Consider the following 23,541-nt stretch of genomic DNA (forward strand, 5'->3'; position numbering starts at 1 on the left):
TCGTGGTCAGGGATGCGCCAGGCGGCGGAGGAGGGGAAACGGGAATGTGTTATTTGTTATAACATAACATATCTATCGGTTAGCAAGATTTTCCGGCTTAGATGCTTTAGTGCTTGCGTGCTCCTGGAGTTGCGCCCGGTTGCACCTGCGCGCTGGGCAGGCCCGGTCGAATCCCGTACCATGCTCAAAATTTGATCAGTCCAGCGCCATGTTCGATACCCGCCTCGCCACGCTGTCCGACCAGACCGACCAGCACGCCCATGGCCATCACCAATTGGTGTTGGCCCTGAGCGGCCGCGCGGAATTCGAGATCGGCGGCGCCGGTGGCGAGGTCTGCCGGATGCGCGCCTGCCTGGTGCCGGGGGATGTCGCTCACGAGTTCGCCGGGCTCGGCGACAACCGCATGCTGATCCTCGATCTGAACGAGGCCGGCACCGGCGAGCAGGATCGCGAGCTGCTGGCGCGGTTGTTCGAGGTGCCGCGCTACCCGACCCTGGATGCGGACTTCCAGCACCTGCTCAGCTATGCCGGCGCGGAGATCGCCCGCTACGGCGATGACCCATTGCTCGCCCGTGCCCTGGGCGGCGTGCTGCTGCGCGCGCTGCACCTGCGCCTGTTCGGCGAAGACCGTGCGCCGCGCAACGGGCCGCTGGACCTGGAGCGGCTGGACGGCTATATCGGCGATCACCTGTCCCGGCGCATCACCGTGGCTGAACTGGCCCAGGTCGCCTGCCTGAGCCCCAGTCACTTCCATGCGCAGTTCAAGGATCGCGTCGGCCTCACGCCGCACCAGTACCTGTTGCGCCAGCGGCTCGACCGCGCCGCGCGCTTGCTGCGGGAAACCGACCTGCCGTTGGTCGGCGTGGCCGGCGAATGCGGCTTCTCCAGCCAGAGCGCGCTGACCACCGCGATGCGCCGATACCTCGGCTTGACCCCAGGCAGCCTGCGCCGCTGCTGAATCCGCTAGCCTGCGCGTCCTGGATTGCTGATCGAACGGTCAGCTGCCGACCTTTGGGTGCTGGAGTCTTTTGCAAGAACTCCAGAGCTTTCAGCAAGAAATTCGTTGGGTGCAACCCATAGAGTCCGCCCACCGCGTTGCTGGTGCTCCAAGGTGCAACCCGGTCAAGCCAAGAACAACAGCCAGCTCGATACGCGGGAGGGGCAGCATGCCCATCACCGGTTTTGTCTTTGCCTGTAGCGCGCCTGCACCTGGCTGCGCCACTCCCTCCACGGCCCGGCCCGAAGCGCCCGCCCGTGGTCCTGTGCTGTCCGCCCTCGGACCAGCGGCGCCATTCGCTCCGATGCTTTCTGTACAATCCGCGCCCTCGCGCACCGGCTCCCCCCTGCCGCACCTCCATGCGCGCGTGAACCCAGTTTCGAATCGCTCCGGCAAGCAGTGCTGCCCGTCCACGGGACGGCGCGCCAGGTATTGCCGCAGTGCTGGCGCCCGTTCCGGCGCCTGATGGATCACCGGGCCCAGCCCGGGAAACGGCCCGCACCTCGCTTACCGGCGAAGGCGGGACGGAGGTCGCCGTGGTGAGACGGTGGCTGCAGGAAGACGCCAGCAAGGACGAGGGCGTGCCTGCGTCGGGATGCGTAGCGGTTCGGTGCCGGTTTGGTGCCACGCGCAACCCGGTTTGCCTGTGAGCAAGCGCTAACCGGTCGGCGTCAACCACGCCGGCTGCCAGTCAAGGGGCCGCGATACCCCGCGGTCCCGGATAAAAACAAGCTGTAGGGGAGTCCCCATGAGCGTCAACACGCCAACACTGATCACCTTCGTGATCTACATCGCGGCCATGGTTCTGATCGGCCTGGCTGCCTATCGTTCGACCAACAACTTCTCCGACTACATCCTCGGTGGCCGCAGCCTCGGCAGCTTCGTCACCGCGCTGTCGGCCGGTGCCTCGGACATGAGCGGCTGGCTGCTGATGGGTCTGCCGGGCGCCATCTACCTGTCGGGCATCTCGGAAAGCTGGATCGCCATTGGCCTGATCTGCGGCGCCTACCTGAACTGGCTGTTCGTCGCCGGTCGCCTGCGTGTGCACACCGAGCACAACGGCAACGCCCTGACGCTGCCGGACTATTTCAGCACCCGCTTCGAGGACAACAGCCGCATCCTGCGCGTCATCTCCGCGCTGGTGATCCTGGTGTTCTTCACCATCTACTGCGCCTCCGGCATCGTCGCCGGCGCCCGCCTGTTCGAAAGCACCTTCGGCATGTCCTACGAGACCGCCCTGTGGGCCGGTGCCGCTGCGACCATCGCCTACACCTTCGTCGGTGGCTTCCTGGCGGTGAGCTGGACCGACACCGTGCAGGCCTCGCTGATGATCTTCGCGCTGATCCTCACGCCGATCTTCGTGCTGCTCGCCACCGGCGGTATCGATCCGGCCTTCGCCGCCATCGAGCTGAAGGACGCCGCCAACTTCGACATGTTCAAGGGCGCCTCCTTCGTCGGCGTGCTGTCGCTGATGGCCTGGGGCCTGGGCTACTTCGGCCAGCCGCACATCCTGGCGCGCTTCATGGCCGCTGACTCGGTCAAGTCGATCCCGGCTGCCCGCCGCATCTCCATGACCTGGATGATCCTCTGCCTGGGCGGCGCGGTTGCCGTGGGCTTCTTCGGCATCGCCTACTTCCAGGCGCACCCGGAGCAGGCTGGCGCCGTGGGCGAGAACCACGAGCGCATCTTCATCGAACTGGCGAAGATCCTCTTCAACCCGTGGGTCGCCGGCGTGCTGCTGTCCGCCATCCTCGCGGCGGTGATGAGCACCCTGAGCTGCCAGCTGCTGGTGTGCTCCTCGGCGCTGACCGAAGACTTCTACAAGGCCTTCCTGCGCAAGAACGCCAGCCAGCTGGAGCTGGTGTGGGTCGGTCGCGCCATGGTGCTGCTGGTGGCGCTGGTCTCTATCGCGCTGGCCGCCAACCCGGAAAACCGCGTCCTGGGCCTGGTGTCCTACGCCTGGGCCGGCTTCGGCGCCGCCTTCGGTCCGCTGGTGCTGTTCTCCGTGCTGTGGAAGGGCATGACCCGCAACGGCGCGCTGGCCGGCATCATTGTCGGTGCGGTCACCGTGATCGTCTGGAAGCAGTTCGGCTGGCTCGGCCTGTACGAGATCATCCCGGGCTTCATCCTCTCCAGCGTTTCCATCGTGGTCTTCAGCCTGCTCGGCTCCGCGCCGTCCAAGGCGATGATCCAGCGCTTCGAGGAAGCTGAGGCGGAATACGCCGAAGCTACTCAGTCGACCGGCACTGCCGTGACCAGCCGCTGAGACTTCGCTGAATGAAAAAGGCCGCGCTCCGTGAGGGGCGCGGCCTTTTTCTTTTCGCAGGAGCGATGTATCAGTGCGAAGCGTGCCCGCCGCTCATCGCCGCCGCGTAGCGCCAGCAGGCGAAGAGGCAGAGCAGCAGGCCGGCCACCGCCAGCGCGCCGCCGACATAGCCGATCCATTCCAGCCCCATGCCTACCGCCACGCGGCTGCCCAGCAACGCGCCGCCGCCGATGCCGACGTTGTACAGGCCGGAAAACATCGCCATGGCCACGTCGGTGGCGTCATGGGCCAGTTGCAGCACCTTGGCCTGCAGCGCCAGGCCGAAGCAGAGGATCGCCGCGCCCCAGAACAGGCTCAGCCCCAGCAGTGCCGTGGGCGAATGGGCCAGCGGCATCAGCAGCAGGAGCGAGCCGCCGAGCACGGCGATGGCCAGGCACGGGAAGACGCGCGGGAAGCGCTCGCTGTAGCGGCTGAAGAGGATCGAGCCGAACATCCCGGCGCCGCCGAACAACAGCAGGAGCAGGGTGGTCTTGTGGCTGTCCAGCGCGGCGACCTCGCGGGCGAACGGCTCGATGTAGCTGTAGGCGGTGAACTGCGCAGTGATGACCAGTACGGTGAGTACGTACATCGACACCAACGCCGGGCGGCGCAACAGCAGCGGCAGGCTGCGCAGCGAGCCAGAGTTCTGGCTCGGCAGCAGCGGCAGCGCGCGGGCCAGCCAGAGCACCACGACCACCGAGACGCCGGCAATCGCCAGGAAGGTGGTGCGCCAGCCCATCGCTTCGCCCAGCACGCGGCCCAGCGGGATGCCCAGCACCATCGCCAGGATGGTCCCGGTGGCCAGCAGGCCGAGGGCTTTCGCCTGTTGGCCCGGCGGCGCCACACGCACTGCGAGCGACGCGGTGATCGACCAGAACACCGCATGGGCGAAGGCGATGCCGAAGCGGCTGATCATCAGTACCGTGAAGTTCCAGGCGAAGCCGGAGAGCACGTGGCTGACGATGAACAGGCAGAAGATCACCACCAGCAGGCGCCGGCGTTCCATGTTGCGGGTTAGCTGCATCAGCGGCAGCGAGGCCAGCGACACGACCCAGGCGTAGAGTGTGAGCATCAGCCCGGTCTGTTCCGGACGCATGTTGAAGCTCGCGCCGATGTCGCTGAGCAGGCCCACCGGGACGAACTCGGTGGTGTTGAAGATGAAGGCGGCGATGGCCAGGGCAATGACGTTCAGCCAGCTGCCGGAGCGGGTTTCTTGCACGGTGGTCATGGGAATCCTGAGGTGAAGTGGGGCTCAGGCCGTGCCTGCGGATCACGCGAAAGGCGTGTCCCTGGCAAAGAAGAATTGTTGTTGCGGCAGGCCTGATTCTACCCACGGGTTGCCCATCACGCACGGCGAATGCCGCCCTGCGCGGGCGCAGCGGCAGGCTCAGGCGGCGTTGTCGATCAGCGGGTCGGCGGCTTGCGCGGCTTCCTCGGCCAGCCAGTCGAGGAACGCCCGCACCGGCGGGTGGCGCTCGCGGCCTGGCACGCAGAGCGCGGTGTAGCGGGCGCCGGGCACGTTGATGTCGGGGCGGTAGGGTGCCAGCAAGCCCTTCTCCACGCTTTCGGAGACCAGCAGCGAGCTGGCCAGCACCAGTCCCTGGCCCGCGATGGCCGCCTGCAGGGCGTAGAACTCCTCGTCGTACTCGCGCTGCACTGCCTGGGCCAGCAGGCAGTGCTCGCCGGCCACCTGGCACCAGGCCTTCCAGCCGCGCTCGTAGAGCTCGGAGTTGTGCCAGCGCACGCTGATCATCTCCGGTACTTCCACGTCGGCGGTGGCCACCAGTGCCGGCGCGCCATAGACGGCGAAGCGCTCAGCCAGCAGGAACTGGCTGTGCATGCGCGGGTAGTCGCCGAAGCCGTAGCGGATCGCCAGGTCGACGCTGGCGTCCTGCTGCAGGTCGAGCAGTTCGCACTGGCTGTCCAGGCGCAGGCGGATGTGCGGGTAGCGCGCGTAGAAGCGCCCCAGGCGCGGCACCAGCCACAGCGCGGCGAAGGCCGGGGTGGTGGAGATCGTCAGGCTGCTGGCGCTGCGCTGCGGGCGCAGGCTGTCCACCGATTGCGATACCTCCAGCAGCGCGCCATGCAGGCTGCGGAACAGCCGCTCACCGGCTTCGGTCAGGCGCACCCGGCGTGGCAGGCGCTCGAACAGCGGCAGGCCCAACCATTCCTCCAGCGCGCGCACCTGGTGGGACACCGCCGTGGGCGTGACGGCGAGCTCCTGGGCGGCGGCCTTGAAGCTCAGCTGGCGCGCGGCGGATTCGAAGGTGCGCAGGGCGGGAAGTGGCAGGTTGGCGAACATGGTGCGCTCCATGGATGAGCTGAATTCATCTGGAAGGAAATCCCCTCAGTTGTCCTGCTCTACGGCTGGAAATAGCTTAGGCAGCAACAGGAGGCCGATCAGGACTTCCGCAGTGTACACCTTCAGCAAGGAACGACAGATGAACAGGATTCTCGCAATTCACGCCAGCCCCCGCGCCGACCGCTCACATTCCCGCCGCCTGGCCGAGGGCTTTCTCGCCGCGCTGCCGCAGGCGCAACTCACCCGCCGCGAGGTCGGCCGTGCCGATCTGCCCCATGTCAGCGAAGGCTTCATCGCCGCCGCCTTCCACCCGCAGCGCGAGCATCGCCCAGCCGAGTTGCAGGCCGAACTGCAACTCAGCGAATCGCTGGTGGACGAATTGCTCGCCCACGACCTGCTGGTGATCTCCACGCCCATGTACAACTTCAGCGTGCCCAGCGGGCTGAAGGCCTGGGTCGACCAGATCGTCCGCATCGGCCGCACCTTCGACCTGCACCTGAAGGACGGCGAGGCGGAATACGAACCGCTGCTCAAGGGGCGCAAGGCGCTGATCGTCACCAGTCGCGGCGGTGCCGGCATGGGGCCGGGTGGTGAGCTGGAGTGGATGAACCACGCCGATACCTGGCTGCGCGTGGCGCTGGGTTTCCTCGGTATCGAAGACGTGCGGGTGATCGCTGCGGAGGGCGAGGAGGGCAATCCCGAAGCCTTCCGCGCTTCCTACCAACAGGCCGAGCAGGCCCTGGCCGATCTCGCCGAGAGCGAGTGGGCGCGTGCGTGATGGCCTGGGCGATGCTGATGGTGGCGGCGGTGTTCGAGGTGATGTTCGCGGTGTCAATGAAGTATGCCGAGGGCTTCACCCGACCGCTGCCGACCGTGGTGACGGTGGTCGCGGTGATCGGCGGGATCTTCTTCCTCACCCTGGCGATGCGCCAGTTGCCGGTGAGCATCGCCTATCCGGTCTGGACGGCCATCGGCACGCTGGGGACGGTGTTCTTCGGCTTCGTCCTGCTGGGCGAGGCGCTGACCCTGACCAAGCTGGCGTCGGTCGCCCTGATCGTGGCGGGCGTGGCCGGGTTGCGGGCCTGATCGCCTGTGGCTGATTCTTGATGGTAAGGTGCCGCGCATTCTCCACGACGGCACCGAAGATGAACGACAAACCGAAGAACCCGCTGCATGGCGTGACCCTGGAAGCCATCCTCAACCAGTTGGTGGCGCAGTACGGCTGGGACGGGCTGGCCAAGCGCATCGACGTGCGCTGCTTCAAGAACGACCCGAGCATCAAGTCCAGCCTGACCTTCCTGCGCCGCACGCCGTGGGCGCGGGAGCAGGTCGAGGCGCTGTACGTGAAGAGCGTGCAGGGCAAGTAACCTGGCGGCTCTGCGTATCGCAGGGCTACCTCCAGCTCACCCGCAGATTATCCAGCCGCTCCTGGCATCCGGTGCTGATCCCCGGCTCCAGGTAGCTGGTCAGCAGCGGCGCCATGCCCTTGAGCACCTGCACCGGTAGCGCCGAGGTGAACTTGAAGCCGTCCGACTCGCTGCCCGCCACATAGGCGGTGAGCGTACCGAAGTGGCGCGGACCGATGTAGAAGACAAAGGTCGCCGTGCGGTTCATCGCCTTCGAGCTCTTCACCCAGCCGCTGCGGGTGACGCTCTCGATGCGGTTGTCGCCGGTGCCGGTCTTGCCCCCCATCACCAGTGCATTGCCATCAGCCAGCTTGAAGGTGCCGGACAGGCGCCGAGCAGTGCCTGCATCCACCACCTGGGATAGCGCCGTGCGCAGGGCCTGGGCCACTTCCGAGCGCATCACCTGGCGACCATTGCCGGATTCCGGGCCGAGGGTGACTTCATAGGGTGTGGCGGCGGCGAAGTGCAGGCTGTCGATGCGCAAAGTCGGCAGGCGCACGCCATCGTTGAGGATGATCCCCATCAGCTCCGCCAGCGCCGCCGGGCGGTCGCCGGAGCTGCCCAGCGCGGTGGCCAGCGACGGCACCAGGTGGTCGAACGGGTACCCCAGGCGCTTCCACTGTTCATGCAGGTCGAGGAAGGCTTCCACCTCCAGCATGATGCGGATGCGCTTGTCGCGGGCGTACTTGTGCCGCGACTTGAACAGCCAGCCATAGACTTCCTTGCGCTCGGCGCTGCTGGCGGCCACGGCGTCGGCGAAGGTCGCTGCCGGCTGGCGTTGCAGGTAGCCCAGCAGCCAGAGTTCCAGCGGGTGCACGCGGGCCACGTAGCCCTGGTCGTTGAGGTTGAAGGCGCCCGGCCCGTAGCGGGTGTAGAGGTCCTCGATGCGCTTGTCGGTGAGCTTGTCGCCGGCGTATTTGCCCTGCTTCAGGCGATCCTGCAGGAAGGCGGCGAAGGTCGGGACATCCGCCTGCGGCTGCAGGTAGCGGTGGATCGCCGCCAGCCGCACCGGCCAGGCGCGCAGACCGTCGAGGAAGGTGCTCAGGCGCGCGTCGTTGTCCTTGCCCTTGTACTTCTGCCAGAAGCGCAGCAGGTAGACCTGGCTTTCCTTGTCGACGAAGCGGTCGAGGTAGTCCTGCCTGCGCGGGTCCTTGTCGTCGGCGAGCACGGCGACCTTGCTGCCCTCGTTGGCGTAGATGTCGTGACGCACCAGGTCGCGCAGCAGGCGCACGAAGGGCAGGTTGATCGACTCGCGCAGGGCGTCCTGCAGGGTCGGGATGCGGCCGTTGTCTTCCTTGCGGAAGTTGCTGAAGGTGTGGATGCCGCCGCCGGTGAAGAAGCTCTCGTAGGGGCTGGCGGAATACTTGCGCTGCAGCGCGGCGGCGAGCATGTCCGGCAGGTCGCGGTCCTTGGCGGTGATCAGGTAGTCGATGGACCAGCGGGTAAGGAAATCCAGCGGCTCCACCGGCACCTTCTTCAGCTCCGCGACGCTCATCGGCGCGTACAGCTGGTGCAGGTCGGCGATGGTTTCCAGGTAGGTGGAAAGCACGCGGAGCTTGGCGGTGGAGCCCAGCTCCAGCTTGCTGCCCTCGTTGATGTCGAAGGGTTGCTCGGTGCTGTCGGTCTGCACGCGCACGCGGTTGCCGCTGGGAGTGCGCTCGAAGAGGGTGAAGCTGTAGCGCACGTCTTTGGTCTTGTCCTTGGACAGCAGGTGCTCGCCGAACAGGCCGATCTGCTCGGCGAATTCCGGGTCGGACAGATGCCGCAGGTAACCGGTGACCTGCTCCTGCAACTCATGCTGCAGGGTGGTGGTGAAGCTCATGTCGAAGCGGTCGAGGTCATACAGCGGCACGTCGAGCATGCGGGCCAGGCGTGTACGGGCCAGACCGATGCCCTTGTTGTTCTCCAGCGGGGTGAAGCTCGGCTCGCTGCGCGGATCGCGGAAGCTGAGCTTCTGGCCGAGCGCGGCATCGCGCAGTTCGGGGGCGATCACGTTGTTCTGCGCCAGCAGGCGCAGGTAGCTGTCGGTCAGCACGGCGAGCTGGTCGCGGCCGCGGGCCAGGTACCAGGAAGGCCGGCGGTGGGCGATCATCAGCGACACCACCTGTCGCAGCGCCTTGCCCTGGGCCGCCAGTTCGGCGCCGGAGCCGGGCGGGGCGTTGAGCAGCTTGTTGACCTGCTGGTAGTCGGCGCCGTACCAGATCCACAGGCCATCCGGCAGGCCGCTGACTTCGCCGTAGCCGGGCTGCGCCGAAAGCGGCACGGAGTTCAGGTAGGTGAGGGCGACGTTGCGCCGCGCGGCCATATTCTCCGCGCCGTTCTGGTAGGTACGCACACTGGCCGAAGCCATCTGCCGCAGCTTGTCGGTGATGGAGTTGGTGCGGCCATCCTCGGAGTGGCGGTACTTCTCGATCTGCGTGGCGAGGGTGCTGCCGCCGGGCGCGTGGTTGCCCAGGCCGACCAGCTTGCCCACCTGCGCCACCGAAGCCTGGGTGAAGCGGCTCCAGTCGATGGCCGGGTTCAGGTAGGGGCGGTCGGGGTCGAGCAGGTCGCGGTTCTCGATATACAGCAGGCTGTTGACGATGGCCGGCGAGATGCTCTCGAAGTTGGCGTAGAGCCGCTGCGGGTAGCGGAAGTTGTAGATCGGCAGGCCGCGGCAGTCGGCGATGTCGACGCCGGCCTGGGCCTTCTCCGGGTAGGGTGGGAACATGCCGTGGCCGGTGTACTGCATCAGCGGATCGGAGAAGCGCGCCTGGCTCAGGGTGACGAAATTGCGCCCGTGCAGGCGGCCGAGGAAGCTCGGCAGTTGCTGGTAACCCAGGCGCCGGTCGAAGGGCCCGCCCTGGGGATAGACCACGTCGGCAGTGCCGCCCTGTTCCAGGCTCCAGGTCAGCCCGGTGGCGTAGCGCGCCAGCTCGCGCGCCTGCAGCTTGGAGGTGCGCGCTTCATAGAGCAGCGCTGCGCCCATGGCGGCCAGCAACGGCAGGAGAAAGAGGAAGAGAATGAGGAAGCGGTGGTGATGCACTTTCTGTGGGGAAAGGCCGGGCCCCAGACTTCCCGGTTGACCTGCCACTTGCGTACCGGAATGCTTCGAGTTGCCCATCTTCACGCCCCGCCCTTGCTTGTACGACAGCCCAGGTAGCGGACTCCGCCCACGTGATGGCCGGCGCCATCCTGGCGCCGCGAAAGCCGCTTCCCCCCGCGGCTTTCCTAACTTCCAGCGTAGTCGGCGGCAAAAAAACTGCGCACCGGCTGGCACCGTTCGTGGCCGTGCGGATTGATTTGCCGACGGCCAGCAGGTGCAATGTACTGACTTCGACAGGAACCCTTGCCCATGCGTTCGCCTTTTCTGCCTTGCAGTCTGCTCCGTGCTCTGCCTCCGGCCGCCCTGCTGCTGGCGTCCTTGAGCGCCCAGGCGGCGCCCATGCCGTTCTACCGCTGGCAGAGCAAGCTCGATGGCGCCTACACCTGCCAGCAGACGTCACCGGGCAGTGGCTGGCAGAAGATCGGCGGGCCGTTCCGCGACGCCGGCTGCCGCGAGGCCATCCCGCAGACTCCGCCGCCCAAAGGGCTGGCGGTGCCCAAGGTATTGAAGGGGCAGTAGTGACAGTTTCTTGTGGCGTTGTACCGGGACATTGGGTGCCGACGATTCCCCCTCACCCCAGCCCTCTCCCAGAGGGAGAGGGAGCAGATTGTGCCGGCTGATGCTGTGGTTTCCTCCTGCACGAACGGTCCCCTCTCCCTCCGGGAGAGGGTTAGGGTGAGGGCAGACCCGGGCGCCGGAGTAGCACCGTAGGAGCAGATTCCTCCGCCATCGTTTCACCCACGCACGGAGCTCACCATGACCGACCACGACGCCCGAATCCGCCAGAGCTGGCAGGCCAACGCCGATGCCTGGACCCGCGCCGTGCGCGAGCAACGCATCGAGAGCCGTCGACTGGTGACTGACGCGGCGATCCTCGGCGCCATCGCCGATGGTCCGGCAGGGCGTGCGCTCGATATCGGCTGCGGCGAAGGCTGGTTGTGTCGCGCGCTGGCGGAGCGCGGCAGCGAGTGCGTCGGTGTGGATGCCTCGGCGCCGCTGATCGATTCGGCGCAGGCGGCAGGCGGCGCACGCTTCGAGGTGATGGATTACGCGGCGCTGATCGAGTCCGGCAGCAGCCTGGGAAAGTTCGACGTACTGGTGTGCAACTTCGCGCTGCTCGACGAGTACATTGCGCCCTTGCTCGGCGCCTTGCGCGAACGCGTCGCTCCCGGCGGGCGGCTGCTGATCCAGACCGTTCACCCCTGGACCGCCTGCGGCGACGAGTCCTATGCCGATGGCTGGCGGCTGGAAACCTTCGCCGCATTCGGTGGCGAGTTCCGCTCACCGATGCCCTGGTTCTTCCGCACCCTGGAGTCATGGCTGGCGATGCTGGCCGCCAGCGGCTGGCGTTTGCGTCAGCTGCGCGAACCGCGCCATCCGGGCACCGGCCAGCCCTGCTCGCTGTTGCTGGAATTGCAGCCGCTGGCAGGCTGAACCGCTCTAAAACGGCCTTCGCCGGGCGCGTGGATGTGGCGATACGCCGCTATTCCTTTGGTCACATTGCACCTTGGTGGTGCAGACGTTTCCTACACACTTGTGTAACACTCGCCCGCGACCTCAGCCGTGGTCCTCCCGCAATGCCCACGTCCGCTTCACAAGAGCGGGCAGCCTCTTCCGGTGTGCCGTCCTGGAACTGCCAGACACTTCTCCCTCCGTGCCGCCTGGCGCGGCGGCGAAGCCTTTCCGGTGGTTCCGCACCCTGACTGCACTCAGAGTCCGCAGCTGATTACTCCCAAGAACAAAATGAGGTTGCATCACCATGTCGTCCCACGATCTCCAAAGGGATCTCAACGAGCGGCACATCCGTCTCATGGCCCTGGGCGCCTGCATCGGCGTCGGCCTGTTCCTCGGCTCCGCCAAGGCCATCCAGATGGCCGGCCCGGCCATCATGCTCTCCTACCTCATCGGCGGTCTCGCCATCCTCGTGATCATGCGCGCCCTCGGCGAGATGGCCGTGCACAATCCGGTGGCCGGCTCCTTCGCCCGCTACGCGCAGGACTACCTCGGCCCGCTGGCCGGTTACCTGACCGGCTGGAACTACTGGTTCCTCTGGCTGGTGACCTGCGTTGCGGAGATCACCGCGGTGGCCATCTACATGGGCATCTGGTTCCCCGACGTGCCGCGCTGGATCTGGGCGCTGGCCGCGCTGGCGAGCATGGGCACCATCAACCTCATCGCCGTGCGCGCCTTCGGTGAATTCGAATTCTGGTTCGCGCTGATCAAGATCGTCACCATCGTCGCCATGATCCTGGCCGGCGCCGGCATGATCTTCTTCGGCCTGGGCAACGGCGGCATCGCCACCGGCATCTCCAACCTGTGGAGCAACGGCGGCTTCATGCCCCACGGCATCACCGGCGTGCTGATGTCGCTGCAGATGGTGATGTTCGCCTACCTGGGCGTGGAGATGATCGGCCTCACCGCCGGTGAAGCGAAGAACCCGCAGAAGACCATCCCCGGTGCGATCAACTCGGTGTTCTGGCGCATCCTGCTGTTCTACGTGGGCGCGCTGTTCGTGATCATGTCCATCTACCCGTGGAACGAGATCGGCACCCAGGGCAGCCCCTTCGTGATGACCTTCGAGCGCATGGGCATCAAGACCGCCGCCGGCATCATCAACTTCGTGGTGATCACCGCTGCGCTGTCGTCCTGCAACGGCGGCATCTTCAGCACCGGCCGCATGCTCTACAGCCTCGCCCAGCATGGCCAGGCCCCGGCCGTGTTCGCCAAGACCTCGAAGGGCGGCGTGCCGCGCAATGCGCTGCTGCTGTCGATCTTCGCGCTGCTGCTGGGCGTGCTGCTGAATTATCTGGTACCCGAGAAGGTGTTCACCTGGGTGACCTCCATCGCCACCTTCGGTGCGATCTGGACCTGGGCGATGATCCTGCTGGCGCAGCTGAAGTTCCGCCGCGGCCTCTCCGCCGCCGAAGCCGGCAAGCTGCAGTTCAGGATGTGGCTGTACCCGCTCAGCTCCTACCTCGCCATGGCTTTCCTGGTGCTGGTGGTGGTGCTGATGGCCTTCTTCGAGGATACCCGCATCGCGCTGTACATCGGCCCGGCCTTCCTGGTGCTGCTGACGGTGCTGTACTACGCGCTGAACCTTGCTCCTAAAAACCTGGCTCCGAAAGAGCAGGGCAGCGTGGCCAGCCGTGCCTGATGCACGGTTGAGCGAATGAAGAAAGGGCCTCTGCGGAGGCCCTTTTTTTTCGCGTCGAATCAGGCACCGGGCAGGCTGCCGGCCATGCGGGTCAGGCTGCGGTCGAACTCGGTGATCTCCAGTTGCAGGCCGACGGGACGTTCTTCGATGAGTGCGGCGAGGGTCTGCTCGGCGGTGTCGAACAGCGTGTCGACGATGTGCTGGCGCAACTCCTCCGGGCGGCCGGGGGCGATGCGGACCTGGATGTTGATGAAGGCTTCGTTGGCGGTATTCGCGCCGACCCGATAGTCGTTGACGGCCTGGGCGAAGGTGCGCAGGCCGTTGATGGGGAACACGCCCATGGCTTGCGCGGCCTCGTGGAGTTTCCGGGGCAGGTCGAGGGGCTGGAGGTCGTTGGCAAGGTTGGCGCTGTAGTCGATGGCGATGTGGGGCATGGGGAGTATCCGGCATCAGTGATGTCAGTCATCCTAGGGCGCCAGCGTCGCTGGGGATATGCGGGTGACTACGTACTAAGGCGGGGCCGACCTGCAGGAGCGCCCGTGGGCGAGATCGGAGTTTTCATCCACTTCGAATTCACGTGTGAAGCATCAACGTAGGATGGGTGGAGCGAAGCGATACCCATGCTGCTTCGGCGCACGGCAATCGATGGGTATCGCTCCGCTCCACGCCATCCTACGAAGAAGCTTTCCTGCATCCGCCGCAGAGGGTGGTAATCCCGCCCTGCGTGCTGAAGCGTCAGCCCGCCAGCAACGGGGGCATCGGGCAGTCCATGATATCGGCCACTGCGCGCATCAGTTCCGCCTCGTCGGTGCTGATGCGCCCATCGTGCTCGATGCAGCGCGCCAACGCCTTGAGCAACTGCGGCTTCTGCAGCGGGCGCAATTGCTCCAGTTTCTTCAGGGCGCTTTCCAGGTCGCGCAGGCTGCCTTGCGCCGGCATGGGACGAGGCGGGAAGGGCAGGCCGCTCCACGCATCGCAGAATGCCTGTGCGGTTTCCGCATCGCGGGTTTCACCGACGCGGGCGAGGAAGGCCAGCAGCGTCGCGGACTCTTCGGCAAGCTCCGCCAGCGCCACATTGCCTATCTTTCCGCTGCCCGGTCGCAGGTTGCGTTCGACGATGCGCAGCAGGGTCCACTCCAGCAGTTTCACCTTGCCGTCCAGCTTGATCAGCAGCGCCATGTTCTCGCGCAGGGCGAGGAAAGCCTTGGCGTCCAGCTGCTTGAGCGCCGGCATCGCCAGGTCCAGCAGCGGCAGGCGCTGACCGGGATCGAGTCGCAGCAGCGATTCTTCCAGCAGGTCCAGTTGCAGCGCCAGGCTCAGGTTCAGGCGCTTCTTGATCTCTTCCAGCTGGCGTGTGCGCAGACCGGGTTCGTTGTCCAGCAGCAGGCCGTAGATCAGTGCCTCGGCACCTTCGCTGTCATGGGCGGCGCGCTGCAGGCGCTCATCCAGGCGTCGCAGGGTGCTGCGCGCTTCCAGCAGGTGGGCGGCAGTCGGCGCGCCCACGGCAGCCACGGCCACTTCTACGGCGCTGGGCTGGTAAGGCTGGCCGGTGACGGCGGCGGTCCAGGCGTCCTGGTTCATCAGTGCCACGTCCAGGCGCGGCTCGAACTTCGGGTAGCGGCCGTCCCAGCCCGGATCGACGCGGCGGATGCGATCCTTCAGCGGTGGGTGGGTGTCGAACCAGCTGCTGCCCACGCCATCGCCGAAGTACATGTGGCTGAACTCGGCGGCGCGTGGCGCACTGAGCAGGGCGCCCAGCGGGTTGCCGCCGATCTTCTTGAGCGCGCCGGCGATGGTCGAGGGATCGCGGGTGAACTGCACCGCCGAGGCGTCGGCCAGGTACTCGCGCTGGCGGCTCACCGACGCCTTGATCAGCTGGCCGAAGAAGGTGCCGATATAGCCCAGCACATAGAGCACCACGCCGGCGCCGATCACCAGCAACACCACGCTGCCGCCGCCGTTCTTGTCGTTGTTGCTGCTCCGGCTGCTGACCCGGATGCCGGTGCTGGTTTCGCTCCAGCCGCGCAGCAGCATCCCGCCGATCAGGCCGAGCAGGAGCATGCCGTGGAGCAGGGCGGTCAGCCGCGTGTTGAGCAGCATGTCACCGTGGTGGATATGGCTGAACTCGTGGGCGATCACGCCCTGCAGCTCGTTGCGGTCGAGCTGCTCGATGGCGCCACGGGTGATGCCGATCACCGCGTCGCGTGGCGTCAGCCCGGCGGCGAAGGCGTTGATCGAGCCATCTTCCAGCACGTACACCGGCGGCACTGGCGAGCCTGAGGCGAGTGCCATTTCCTCGACGACGTTGAGCAGACGGCGTTCATCGGCGTTGCCGGCGCTGAGGTTGAGCAGGCGACCGCCGAGACTCTCGGCCACCACCTTGCCGCCGGCGCTCAACTGCACCTGCTTGTACAGCGCGCCGAGCACGACCACGCCGATGATTACGGCGGCCACTGAGAGGTACAGCTCCGGGTCGGGCAGGGAGGCGCGGGAGGTCAGGTGCAGCGCCGGCTCACCCAGGTGACGCCAGAGCCAGCCCAGGGCGAAGCTGGTGATGGTCACCAGGCAGACCACCGCAACGGTCAGCAGCAGGACCAGGCGCCCGGTCTGCTTGCGGGCACGGTCCTGGTGTTCGAAGAAGTTCATCGCGCGTCCTGCGCCGGGGGGTTAGAAGGCGACTTTCGGCGCGGCCTGGATGGCCTTGCTGTCCTCGAACTCCAGCAGGCTGGCGTCCTTGCTGTGGCCGTAGGTGGTGGCGAGGAAGTTGGCGGGGAACGACTGGCGGTAGGTGTTGTACTCCATCACCGCGTCGTTGTAGGCCTGGCGGGCGAAAGCGACCTTGTTCTCGGTGCTCGACAGCTCCTCGCTGACCTGCTGCAGGTTCTGCGAGGCCTTGAGGTCCGGGTAGGCTTCCAGGGTCACGTTCAGGCGACCCATGGCACCGCCCAGGGCGTTCTCGGCGGCGGCCAGTTGCGCCATGCGGCCGGCGTCGCCGGGTTGTTCGGAAGCGGCTTTCAGGCCGGCGACCGCCGCGTTACGGGCAGCGATCACCGCTTCCAGGGTCTCGCGCTCGTGCTTGAGATAGGCCTTGGCGGTTTCCACCAGGTTGGGGATCAGGTCGTAGCGGCGCTTGAGCTGCACCTCGATCTGCGCGAAGGCGTTCTGGTAGCGGTTGCGCAGCGCCACCAGGCGGTTGAACACGCTGATCAGCAGGAAGATGAAGCCAGCGATGATGGCGAGGATGATGATCGAAGAAACGCTCATGGGATGTCCTTATCGGCAGGCGATCGAGCGTCGATCATAGCGGAAAGCCCGCGGCGTGTTGGGCAACTTCTCACGTCTTGTATCACCGACTCTTTGGCGATGTTTCGGTGCGTTGCTGAATGAAAAAGGGCCTCATTGGAGGCCCTTTTGCCAAACCCTGTGAGTCAGCGGTTCAGGTACTCGGCGGTGGACACCACGTCGGCGTAGGCGAAAGCCAGGGACGCCATGTAGGACGCGTGTACCTGGGCTGCCGGAACCTTCACGCCATTGAACTCCAGGTCCAGGGTGGCACAAGCGTCGTGCAGCACGGTCACCGGATAGCCGAAGTCGGCGGCGGCGCGCACCGCACCATCCACGCACATGTGGCTCATGTGGCCGACCACCACCAGTGATTCCACGCCGTGCTGGTCGAGGATGGCCTTCAGGTCGGTGTCGCGGAACGAGTTGACGAAGTGCTTGAGCACCACAGGCTCACTGGGCAGATTGGCGACCTTGCCGTGGATCTTCGCGCCGTCGCTGCCGGGGACGAAGAACGGAGCATCGGCGCTTTCGAATTCGTGGCGCACGTGGACCACCAGGTCACCGCGCTCGCGGAAGGCGGCCAGGACCTTGGCAGCCTGGTCGGCGGCGGCTTCGATGCCGACCAGCGGCCACTTGCCGGAAGGGAAGTAGTCGTTCTGGATATCCACTAGGATGAGCGCTTGCTTGGCCATTTCCGAAGTCCTTCTTGAACGTTGAGTGGTGAGGAAGTGGGACCAGTATGGTTCGCCGCGCGCCGCGCGGGGATCAGGCGGAACGACAATAACCGGGGGAAAACTGACAATGGTTGTGGAACGGAGCGTCGTCGAGATCGGGTTGCTGCTCTATCCCGGTGTGCAGACGGCGGCGCTGCACGGGCTCACCGACCTGTTCGCGGTGGCCGAGCGCATCGCCGGCGAGGAAGCCGCGCAGCAGCTGCCGGCATTGCGCGTCAGCCACTGGTCCGGTGAAGACGGCGGCGAGCCGCGGCGCGTGTTCGACACACATCCAGGCGCGGATAGCCGGCTGGTCGCCGTGCTCGTCCCGCCTTCGTTGTTCGGCCTGCCCGACGCCGCGCCACTGCGTAATCTCACCGACTGGCTCGCCGCGCGCCACGGCGAGGGCGCTATCGTCGGCTCGGTGTGCATCGGCGGCCTGCTGGTGGCCGAGGCCGGGCTGCTCGACGGCCGCAGCGCCACCGCCCACTGGAGCGGCGCCGAGGCTTTCGGCAAACGCTTCCCGCGCGTGCGGCTGGAAGCACACAAGCCGATGGTGGACGACGGCGACCTGATCACCTCCGCCGGGCTGATGGCCTGGTCGGACCTGGGCCTGCGCATCGTCGATCGCCTGCTCGGCCCGAGCATCGCCAACCGCACCGCGCGCTTCCTGGTGGTCGAACACAGCGACAGCGCCCAGCAATGCGGCAGCAATTTCGCGCCGCTGCTGGGGCATGGCGATGCCGCGATCCTCAAGGTGCAGCACTGGCTGCAGGGCAATGGCGCGGTGGACGTCAGCCTCGCCGCCATGGCCGCCCAGGCCGGGCTGGAGGAGCGCACCTTCCTGCGGCGCTTCCGCGCCGCCACCGGGCTCAAGCCCACCGAGTACTGCCAGCACCTGCGGGTGGGCAAGGCGCGCGAGCTGCTGGAGTTCACCAACGGCACGGTGGACCACATCGCCTATACGGTCGGCTACCTCGATCCGGGCTCGTTCCGTAGTACCTTCCGCAAGATCACCGGGATGGCGCCGAGCGACTACCGCAAGCGCTTCGGCGCCAAGCCAGCCGAGGTCCTGCTCAGGGACTGACCGATGGGTTGTCCGCCGCCTGCTGCAGCAGCTGCGTGAGCAGCGGTGCATATTCGGCGTCGGTCATGGCCGGGTGCACCTGCAGGTGCATCAGGTCGGTCCACTGCAGCATCCAGCGCTGCACATCGAGCGGGTTCTCGGCCTCCGCCAGGCCGAAACCGAGCATGTGGCCCATGGCGTGCCAGCGGCCGACCAGCTTCACGCCGGGCGGCGGCAGGCCGCCGGTCTTGAGGAACCGTTGAATGATCCTGTCGCGGTTCTCGATGGGGATGGTCCAGTTCACCAGATAGAGCATGTCGCACCTCCGGCCCGGCTCCGGGCTTCGATGGACGCGGACCCGAACCGGCGACGCCGCCAGAGCCGCGCCGGTGTATCCCAGGCGTGACAGCCTCCGGCTGGGAGCGGCGTTCTCCCGACAGGCATAGCAGTACCCAGCGAAGCGGGAGCGGCCGCTGATCGGCAACGGGCTGGGCAGTCGATCGGCGGTCGGAGTCTGTGCCTGAGAACACCGTCCCACAACCGCCAGACTCGCGCTAATATACTTATTGAAAGGCTTATATTTCTGCCTCTCCCCGCGAGGCAGCCATGAACCGGATCAACTGGACCTGAAAGGCCGTGAAGCAGCTTGGCAGGCTCAACAAGGCGGACCAGCCGGTGATCTACGACGCCGTGCAGGAGCTGGCCCGGATGCCGGCTGTGCCGAACGTCAAAAGGTTGGTCAACCATGCCTACGGCTACCGCCTGCGGGTGGGCAGGTACCGGGTGCTGTTCGACTGGGATGGCGGCATCCGCATCGTGAATATCGAAGAGGTCAGCAAGCGCGATGAGCACACGTACTAGCGTGCAGATCATCAACGGACCGGACGGCGTTCCGGCGTTCGTGGTCATTCCCTATGCGGAGTACATCGCCAGCCACCCGAAGGAGGACCTGGTCCCCAACGAGGTGGTGGGCTTCATGGTCAAGGAAGGGCTGAGCCCTGTCGGCGCCTGGCGCAGGCACCTGGGCCTGACCCAGGCGGAAGTGGCCGAGCGCATCGGCATCAGCCAGTCCGCCTATGCCCAGCAGGAAGCAGCGAGCCGGCCGCGCAAACCCACGCGAGAGAAACTCGCCAAAGCACTGGGAATTCACGCCGACCTGCTGGACCTCTGAGCCGCAGGCGCTCACACCCAGCGATCATTCTCCGCCGTGCGTTCGCCGCCCTGGTCGCCGGTGTTCAGCACGCCGCGCGGTTCGATCAGCATCAGCTGCACCTCGTGCTCGGCATAGGGTTTGTGTTCCACCCCACGGGGTACCACGTAAAGCTCGCCGGCGCGCAGGGTCAGCGGACCGTCGCGGAAGTCGATGCGCAGCTCGCCGCCCAGCACGATGAAGGTCTCGTCGGTGTCGGCGTGGCTGTGCCAGACGAAATCGCCCTGCAGCTTCACCACCTTGAGCTGGTAGTCGTTCATCTCGGCGATCACCCGTGGTTGCCAGGTTTCAGTGAGGCGACCGAGCTTGTCCTGCAGGTTGATCGGTTGGCGTTGGGTCACGGTGGTTTTCTCCTTGGGATCGGTCTGCCCAAACTACTGCCGGCCCCTGGCGCGGTCTTGCAGGAACTTGCGCTTCACTGTCGCTGTTGCTGCTGGTCGCCATGCAGTAGCGGGGAGCGAAAAGCGGGCGACTATGCTCAGAACATCGCGCCTGTTCCTGCTGGAGACCGCCATGTCCACGCCCGCTCCCATCGCCCGCCCCAGCGTCATTCCCTGCCTGCGCTACCGCGATGCGCCCCAGGCCATCGACTGGCTGTGCGCCACCTTCGGTTTCCAGCGGCAGTTGGTAGTTGCCGATGACCATGGCGGCATCGCCCACGCACAGCTGGCGCTGGCCGACAGCAGTGGGTTGGTGATGCTCGGATCGCTGCATGACAACGAGTACGGCCGGCTGATGCGCCAGCCCGATGAGATCGGCGGCTGCACCCAGAGCATCTACGTGGTGGTGAAGGATGCCGAGGTGCTGTACCGCGCGGCAGTGGACGGCGGCGCGCAGATCGTCATCGACATCAAGGACGAGGACTACGGCGGCCAGGGTTTCACCTGCCGTGATCCGGAAGGGCACATCTGGAGTTTCGGCACCTACGATCCCTGGCACTGATTTCGCGCGTCCCGTCCGCCTCCGCAACATCCTGCCCAACCCCCGCGCTTGACGCTTTCGTCCGCCGAGTGTTCAGATTCGCCCCGTTTCAGGTGCCCCCCGCCGCCGTGCGTGGGGTGAAACGGGAAGCCGGTGCGTCGCCCTCGCGCGATCAGTCCGGCGCTGCCCCCGCAACGGTAAGCGAGCGGAACATCCATTAGGCCACTGTGCTCAGGCATGGGAAGGCGGAAGTTTCATGACCCTCGCAAGCCCGGAGACCGGCCTGGAACCTGTTTGGCAAACCCGCGGTGGGCGGGCGTGAGCCGGTTCCCGGAGCGCGCTCGTTCCGGGTGTCGCTGCGCCGCCTGCGAAATCCCGATTTCGAGGCGATCACCTTGCAACATTCTTCGTTCCTGAACCGGCGCGCCCTGCGCTGGACCCCCGTTCTCTCCCTGTGCGCCCTCAGCTCGCAGCTCGCTGCGGCGCCGCTCGACCTGGCCGATGAAGTCGTCAGCGGCCCTTCCGTGGAGTCCACTACCGTGGCCGACATGGCCCGCTACGGCAGCAAGCTGGAGGTCATCGACCGGCAGCAGATCGAACGCGCCGGCCCCAGCGCCGACATCACCCGTGTGCTGCAGATGTACGTGCCCGGTCTGTTCGTCGCGCCAAAGAACGGCCCGTTCGACTACGGCACCTACTCGCTGCTCGGCGGGCGCAACGACGACACATTGATCCTGCTGGACGGCGTGCGCCTGAACAACCGCCTCTACGGCGGCATCTACATCGACACCCTGCCGACCACTGCGGTGGAGCGCATCGAAGTGCTCAAGGGCGGCCAGGGCCTGCTGTTCGGCACCCAGGCGGTGTCCGGGGTGATCAACATCGTCACCCGCAGCGCGCGCAGCCGCGAGGCGGCCGGCGAAGTGAATCTCGGCCTGGACACCTTCAAGGGCCGCAGTGGTGATGCCCGCGCCGAGAAGATCGTGCAGAACGGCCTGGGCGACCTCGGCCTGATGGCCTACCTCAGCCACAACCGCTCCGACGGCTACCAGCCTTACCGCGACCGCGACATGACCGACACGGTGAGCGACAAGCGCCGCTCCTACGACGTCAACGTGTTCGGCGCCAAGGCCATCCAGGCCATCGGCGATGCCTCGCGCCTGGAACTGTTCTACCAGTACGCCGACGCCGAGCTGGACTTCGCCCGGCCGACGTCCAACCACCACACCAGCAACAACCGCGTGCAGCAGATCGCCACGGCGACCTTCCAGCAGAGCGTCGGCGACGATTTCAGCTGGTTCGCCAAGACCCACATCAACGACTGGGATACCCGCTACGACCGCGTCTACAACCTGCAGGGCGGCGGCACCCAGGTGCTCAACCACAACGACTACTGGGGCTTCACCGACTGGGGCGCGCAGCTCGAAGGCAAGGCGAAGCTGGCGGGCGGTCACGAGCTGGTCTTCGGCAATGACAACCAGTGGTACAAGGGCCAGGACGATGTGCTGATCATCGACAACGACAAGGCCGAGTCCCACGCGCTCTACGCCCAGCTGCGGCCGAACATCGAGGCGCTGCCCGACTGGCACCCGAGCCTGGGCGTGCGCCGCGAGGAAATCTCCGGCGGCGAAGGCGCCACCGTGTGGATGCTGACCTCGCTCTATGACCTCACGCAGCAGCTCAAGCTGCGCGGCCAGTTTGGCACCGCCTTCAAGCTGCCCACCGCCGAGCAGTTGTTCGTCAACGAGCCGGGCGACGAAGTGGGCAACCGCGACCTCAAGCCCGAGCGCAGCCGCAACGCCGAGCTGGGCCTGGACTACACCGGCGAGCTGTTCGAGCAGCCGTGGAGCGGCAGCGTCACGCTGTTCCGCCGCGAGATCACCGATCTCATCACCCTCGCGGGCGACCAGTGGGTGAACGGCAATGGCGAGATCACCGTGCGTGGCGTGGAAGCCAACGGCCAGTGGCAGTTCGGGCGGCACTGGCAGCTTTCTGCGGACGCCACGCGCAACCTCGTGGACAGCCGCGAAGGCGTGACGGTGAACAACATCCCGCACTTCTTCGCCCGCCTGCGCCTGGGCTATGACGACAGCCTCTGGGGCGCGGGCCTTGCTACCCGCTATGTCGGCTCCATCGTCAGCGCCCAGGATGACGACTACGGCCACTACAGCGTGCTCGATGGCGACGCCTACCGCTACCTCGACGCCGCCCACTCGCACCGCTTGAGTCTGCTGCTGGAGAACCTGCTGGACCGCGACTACGCCACCGGTCGCACCAGCAACGGCATCCGCCAGGTGGACAACCTCGGCCGGCCGCGTACCGCCGAGCTGCGCTACACCTTCAGCTTCTGATGAAGGCCATCCTGCTGGTCGGCCCGCTCGCCGGAGCCCAGGGCGAGCGCCTGCACCGCGAGGTGTCGGCGCGTCTCGCCAGTGTCGAATGCATCGATACCGGCGAGGGTTTCGATTCGCTCTGGGGGCGGGTGCGCGCGCTGATGGCGGAGGCGCGGGAGCTTTTGCTGGTCGACCTTGAACCGACCGCTGACGGTGCCTACCTCGACTGGTTGCGTGCCGAGCTGGCCGCGCTGTCAGAAGATCATCCGCAGGCGCCGCCGCCGAAAGTCACCGCGTCGGCGCTCGGCCGGCGCGGGCTGGACGCGGCGGCGGTGCTGGCGGCGATTGGTGACCCGGCGCAACAGCTGGATTGCCAGGGCGTCGGCGCAGTGCCGTCGCAGCCGGACTGGTCCGCGCCGCCGCCGCACCGGCATCACCTGTTCCTCTGTACCGGGCCGCGCTGCGTGCGGCGTGGTGCGCTGCCGTTGTGGAAAACCCTGCGCCGCGAACTGATCCGTCTCGATCTCTACGAGAACGCTGCGGGTGCCCTGCTGACCCGTACCGGCTGCCAGTTCCCGTGCAATCGCGGGCCGCTGCTGACGGTCTATCCCGAACGTGTCTGGTATGGCCTGCGCAGTGACGAGCAAGTGTGCCGGATGGTGGCGGAGCATCTGCGCGACGGCGTGCCGGTGGCGGAGCTGCGGGTGGACGAGCCATGAGGCGCTCGCTCTTCTTGGGAGCGCGCTTGCTCGCGAGCGGGTGGA

General features: G+C 66.5%; 23 protein-coding genes and 1 riboswitch. Of the genes, 14 read left to right on the plus strand and 9 right to left on the minus strand.

Annotation, left to right across the window (positions count from 1 at the left end; all coding sequences use genetic code 11):
* Nucleotides 1-208: 208 nt before the first annotated feature.
* Both IB256_RS20740 and putP read left to right on the plus strand, forming a co-directional pair.
* The gene (locus tag IB256_RS20740; protein ID WP_192403922.1) at nucleotides 209-958 is read left to right on the plus strand and encodes a helix-turn-helix transcriptional regulator; all 750 of its coding nucleotides are present in this window, start codon (nucleotides 209-211) and stop codon (nucleotides 956-958) included.
* A 787-nt stretch (nucleotides 959-1,745) separates the two neighbouring features.
* Entirely contained in the window at nucleotides 1,746-3,263 is a 1,518-nt protein-coding gene (gene putP / locus IB256_RS20745; protein ID WP_192289715.1) for a sodium/proline symporter PutP, read from the plus strand.
* Nucleotides 3,264-3,333: 70 nt separating this feature from the next.
* Here the strand turns inward: putP and IB256_RS20750 are convergent, their stop codons facing one another.
* Both IB256_RS20750 and IB256_RS20755 read right to left on the minus strand, forming a co-directional pair.
* On the minus strand, nucleotides 3,334-4,530 hold the full coding sequence (locus IB256_RS20750) for a sugar transporter (RefSeq protein WP_192289713.1): 1,197 nt from the start codon (nucleotides 4,528-4,530) through the stop codon (nucleotides 3,334-3,336).
* A gap of 159 nt (nucleotides 4,531-4,689) precedes the next feature.
* Complete coding sequence (locus IB256_RS20755; RefSeq protein ID WP_192289712.1) at nucleotides 4,690-5,604, minus strand: LysR substrate-binding domain-containing protein; 915 nt, start codon at nucleotides 5,602-5,604, stop codon at nucleotides 4,690-4,692.
* 139 nt (nucleotides 5,605-5,743) lie between these two features.
* Between IB256_RS20755 and IB256_RS20760 the strand changes: the two genes are divergently transcribed.
* From IB256_RS20760 to IB256_RS20770, 3 genes are read left to right on the plus strand one after another with little or no spacing between them, the layout of a single operon-like run.
* Nucleotides 5,744-6,382, plus strand: coding sequence for an FMN-dependent NADH-azoreductase (locus IB256_RS20760; protein WP_192403924.1), 639 nt, complete (start codon nucleotides 5,744-5,746; stop codon nucleotides 6,380-6,382).
* Nucleotides 6,382-6,690 carry a DMT family transporter gene (locus IB256_RS20765; protein ID WP_081517654.1) on the plus strand — a complete coding sequence of 103 codons (309 nt, stop codon included), beginning with the start codon at nucleotides 6,382-6,384 and terminating at the stop codon, nucleotides 6,688-6,690. The genes IB256_RS20760 and IB256_RS20765 overlap by 1 nt, the downstream gene beginning before the upstream one ends.
* Before the next feature lie 59 nt (nucleotides 6,691-6,749).
* On the plus strand, nucleotides 6,750-6,971 hold the full coding sequence (locus IB256_RS20770; protein WP_024765559.1) for a VF530 family DNA-binding protein: 222 nt from the start codon (nucleotides 6,750-6,752) through the stop codon (nucleotides 6,969-6,971).
* 25 nt (nucleotides 6,972-6,996) lie between these two features.
* Here IB256_RS20770 and IB256_RS20775 read toward each other — a convergent pair whose 3' ends face one another.
* Nucleotides 6,997-10,113: a transglycosylase domain-containing protein gene (locus IB256_RS20775; RefSeq protein ID WP_192403926.1), complete on the minus strand. Its 3,117-nt coding sequence runs from the start codon at nucleotides 10,111-10,113 to the stop codon at nucleotides 6,997-6,999.
* Nucleotides 10,114-10,344: 231 nt separating this feature from the next.
* Here IB256_RS20775 and IB256_RS20780 point away from each other — a divergent pair, with 231 nt between their 5' ends.
* The 3 genes from IB256_RS20780 to IB256_RS20790 all read left to right on the plus strand — a co-directional run bounded on the left by IB256_RS20780 (nucleotide 10,345) and on the right by IB256_RS20790 (nucleotide 13,249).
* Nucleotides 10,345-10,614: a hypothetical protein gene (locus IB256_RS20780; RefSeq protein WP_192403928.1), complete on the plus strand. Its 270-nt coding sequence runs from the start codon at nucleotides 10,345-10,347 to the stop codon at nucleotides 10,612-10,614.
* A gap of 237 nt (nucleotides 10,615-10,851) precedes the next feature.
* Nucleotides 10,852-11,529 carry a class I SAM-dependent methyltransferase gene (locus tag IB256_RS20785; RefSeq protein WP_192403930.1) on the plus strand — a complete coding sequence of 226 codons (678 nt, stop codon included), beginning with the start codon at nucleotides 10,852-10,854 and terminating at the stop codon, nucleotides 11,527-11,529.
* A 325-nt stretch (nucleotides 11,530-11,854) separates the two neighbouring features.
* The gene (locus IB256_RS20790; RefSeq protein WP_192289702.1) at nucleotides 11,855-13,249 is read left to right on the plus strand and encodes an amino acid permease; all 1,395 of its coding nucleotides are present in this window, start codon (nucleotides 11,855-11,857) and stop codon (nucleotides 13,247-13,249) included.
* Nucleotides 13,250-13,308: 59 nt separating this feature from the next.
* Here IB256_RS20790 and IB256_RS20795 read toward each other — a convergent pair whose 3' ends face one another.
* From IB256_RS20795 to IB256_RS20810, 4 genes are all read right to left on the minus strand, one after another.
* Nucleotides 13,309-13,683 carry a 5-carboxymethyl-2-hydroxymuconate Delta-isomerase gene (locus IB256_RS20795; RefSeq protein ID WP_192403932.1) on the minus strand — a complete coding sequence of 125 codons (375 nt, stop codon included), beginning with the start codon at nucleotides 13,681-13,683 and terminating at the stop codon, nucleotides 13,309-13,311.
* Between the two features lie 301 nt (nucleotides 13,684-13,984).
* On the minus strand, nucleotides 13,985-15,895 hold the full coding sequence (locus IB256_RS20800; protein ID WP_192403934.1) for a M48 family metallopeptidase: 1,911 nt from the start codon (nucleotides 15,893-15,895) through the stop codon (nucleotides 13,985-13,987).
* Between the two features lie 21 nt (nucleotides 15,896-15,916).
* Complete coding sequence (locus IB256_RS20805; RefSeq protein WP_192403936.1) at nucleotides 15,917-16,513, minus strand: LemA family protein; 597 nt, start codon at nucleotides 16,511-16,513, stop codon at nucleotides 15,917-15,919.
* Between the two features lie 164 nt (nucleotides 16,514-16,677).
* On the minus strand, nucleotides 16,678-17,226 hold the full coding sequence (locus IB256_RS20810; RefSeq protein WP_192289694.1) for a cysteine hydrolase family protein: 549 nt from the start codon (nucleotides 17,224-17,226) through the stop codon (nucleotides 16,678-16,680).
* A gap of 109 nt (nucleotides 17,227-17,335) precedes the next feature.
* Here IB256_RS20810 and IB256_RS20815 point away from each other — a divergent pair, with 109 nt between their 5' ends.
* The gene (locus IB256_RS20815) at nucleotides 17,336-18,334 is read left to right on the plus strand and encodes a GlxA family transcriptional regulator (RefSeq protein ID WP_192403938.1); all 999 of its coding nucleotides are present in this window, start codon (nucleotides 17,336-17,338) and stop codon (nucleotides 18,332-18,334) included.
* Here IB256_RS20815 and IB256_RS20820 read toward each other — a convergent pair.
* Nucleotides 18,324-18,629 carry a DUF3303 domain-containing protein gene (locus IB256_RS20820; RefSeq protein WP_192289690.1) on the minus strand — a complete coding sequence of 102 codons (306 nt, stop codon included), beginning with the start codon at nucleotides 18,627-18,629 and terminating at the stop codon, nucleotides 18,324-18,326. The two genes, IB256_RS20815 and IB256_RS20820, sit on opposite strands and share 11 nt — an antisense overlap.
* 320 nt (nucleotides 18,630-18,949) lie before the next feature.
* Between IB256_RS20820 and IB256_RS20825 the strand changes: the two genes are divergently transcribed.
* Nucleotides 18,950-19,174 (plus strand): type II toxin-antitoxin system RelE family toxin, encoded by a 225-nt coding sequence (locus IB256_RS20825; protein WP_285886447.1) that lies wholly within the window; start codon nucleotides 18,950-18,952, stop codon nucleotides 19,172-19,174.
* Nucleotides 19,158-19,484, plus strand: coding sequence for a helix-turn-helix domain-containing protein (locus tag IB256_RS20830; RefSeq protein WP_192403940.1), 327 nt, complete (start codon nucleotides 19,158-19,160; stop codon nucleotides 19,482-19,484). The genes IB256_RS20825 and IB256_RS20830 overlap by 17 nt, the downstream gene beginning before the upstream one ends.
* Nucleotides 19,485-19,495: 11 nt before the next feature.
* Here IB256_RS20830 and IB256_RS20835 read toward each other — a convergent pair whose 3' ends face one another.
* Nucleotides 19,496-19,864, minus strand: coding sequence for a cupin domain-containing protein (locus tag IB256_RS20835; protein ID WP_192403942.1), 369 nt, complete (start codon nucleotides 19,862-19,864; stop codon nucleotides 19,496-19,498).
* 172 nt (nucleotides 19,865-20,036) lie between these two features.
* On the opposite strand from IB256_RS20835, the gene IB256_RS20840 reads away from it, so the two are divergent.
* From IB256_RS20840 to IB256_RS20850, 3 genes are all read left to right on the plus strand, one after another.
* Nucleotides 20,037-20,465, plus strand: a complete 429-nt coding sequence (locus IB256_RS20840; protein ID WP_192289684.1) for a VOC family protein — start codon at nucleotides 20,037-20,039, stop codon at nucleotides 20,463-20,465.
* Nucleotides 20,466-20,538: 73 nt separating this feature from the next.
* Nucleotides 20,539-20,746, plus strand: a riboswitch (cobalamin riboswitch).
* A gap of 93 nt (nucleotides 20,747-20,839) precedes the next feature.
* Nucleotides 20,840-22,795 carry a TonB-dependent receptor plug domain-containing protein gene (locus tag IB256_RS20845; protein ID WP_412547967.1) on the plus strand — a complete coding sequence of 652 codons (1,956 nt, stop codon included), beginning with the start codon at nucleotides 20,840-20,842 and terminating at the stop codon, nucleotides 22,793-22,795.
* The gene (locus IB256_RS20850) at nucleotides 22,795-23,496 is read left to right on the plus strand and encodes a (2Fe-2S) ferredoxin domain-containing protein (protein WP_192289680.1); all 702 of its coding nucleotides are present in this window, start codon (nucleotides 22,795-22,797) and stop codon (nucleotides 23,494-23,496) included. Before IB256_RS20845 ends, IB256_RS20850 begins: the two co-directional genes overlap by 1 nt.
* The last annotated feature ends 45 nt before the right edge of the window (nucleotides 23,497-23,541 follow it).

Origin of the sequence: Pseudomonas sp. PDM17 (genome assembly GCF_014851985.1) — a bacterium.
In the GTDB taxonomy this organism is placed as follows: Bacteria; Pseudomonadota; Gammaproteobacteria; order Pseudomonadales; family Pseudomonadaceae; genus Pseudomonas.